This window comes from Paraburkholderia sp. Ac-20347 (assembly GCF_017104805.1).
In the GTDB taxonomy this organism is placed as follows: Bacteria; Pseudomonadota; Gammaproteobacteria; order Burkholderiales; family Burkholderiaceae; genus Paraburkholderia; species Paraburkholderia tropica.
Map to the genome: position 1 here is coordinate 1 of NZ_JAAGPN010000564.1, position 1,413 is coordinate 1,413.

Here is a 1,413-nt window from a genome sequence, read left to right on the forward strand (position 1 = left end):
TGCTTCGCCGTCGCTCATCCCGTCGCTCTTCCTGTCACTCGTCGCGGATCAGCGGATCACTCGTAACCGTAAGCGCGCAGACCGGCTTCGTTGTCGGCCCAGCCGCTCTTCACCTTCACGAACGTTTCCAGATAAACCGGACCGTCGAAAAGCTTTTCCATATCGAGGCGCGCCTCGGTGCTGATCTGCTTGAGCTTGCTGCCCTTCTGGCCGATCACCATGGCTTTCTGCGTGTCGCGCTCGACGAGAATCGTCGCGAAAATGCGGCGCAGGCGGCCTTCCTGCTCGAACTTTTCGATGACCACCGTGCTCGTGTACGGCAGTTCGTCGCCGGTCCAGCGGAACACTTTTTCGCGCAGGATTTCGGCGGCGAGGAAACGCTCGCTGCGATCGGTCAGGTCGTCTTCGCCGTAGATCGGCTCGCCTTCAGGCAGATACGGCTTGAGCACATCGAGCAGACGCTTGATGTCGTCCGCGTTCTTCGCCGACAGCGGCACGATCTCGCGGAATTCGCGCAGCTTCTGCACGCCTTCGATAAACGGATAAAGCGTGGCCTTGTCCTTCACGCAATCGATCTTGTTGGCGATCAGGATCGTGGGCGCGTTCGGCGGAATCAGGTCGAGCACCTTCTGGTCGTCGGGACCGAACTTGCCCGCTTCGATCACGAACAGCACGGCGTCGACCGAGCTGAGCGTCGAAGTGACCGCGCGGTTCAGCGAGCGGTTCAGGGCGGTGCTATGGCGCGTCTGGAAACCCGGCGTGTCGACGAAGATGTACTGCGCGTCGTCGGTCGTGTTGATGCCGGTGATGCGGTGGCGCGTGGTCTGCGCCTTGCGCGACGTGATGCTGATCTTCTGGCCGACGAGGGCGTTCATCAGCGTGGATTTGCCAACGTTCGGACGGCCGACGATCGCGACCATGCCGCAGCGAAAACCGGCAGGAGTAGTGGTGGGAGCGTTCATGATCGGATCGGAGAATGGATGCGACAGATTGGATGCAACAGAGGCGGCGCGCGCCAACGACGCGCGCGCTCGACAGGTTCAGTGGCCGGCGTCGGCGGCGCGCACGGGCAGCGCTGCGCCGACATCGGCGCTCGTCTCGACGGAGCCGGACGAGGTGGTGGAGGTGCCATTCGAAGTGCCATTGGACGCGCCGGCGTCGCCAGAAACGCCATTTTGCGCTTCCCGGACGCGCGTGGTGCGCGGCGCGACCGAACTGGCCGACGGAACGCCGTCAAAGGCTTTGTCGGCAGCCTTTTCCGCCGGTTTTTCAGCGCCCTTCTCGGTGCCTTTTTCCTGCACATGCGCGGCGCGAATGACGGCGAGCGGCGCGGCCAGCGACGCCGGCGCACGTTCGCCCGCCTCGCCTGCAGCGGCGGGCACGCCGAGAATCGGGCGGTCGCCACGCGCGCGG

Annotated in this window: 1 protein-coding gene and 1 pseudogene; both read right to left on the minus strand. The window is 64.3% G+C overall.

Features of this window, described 5'->3' with window-relative positions:
• Positions 1–56 precede the first annotated feature (56 nt).
• A complete protein-coding gene (era, locus tag G3N97_RS38675) occupies positions 57–962 on the minus strand; it encodes a GTPase Era (RefSeq protein WP_065061318.1) in 906 nt (301 codons plus the stop codon).
• Positions 963–1,040: 78 nt separating this feature from the next.
• Positions 1,041–1,413 (minus strand): annotated as a pseudogene (locus G3N97_RS38680) (hypothetical protein); the annotation flags it as partial.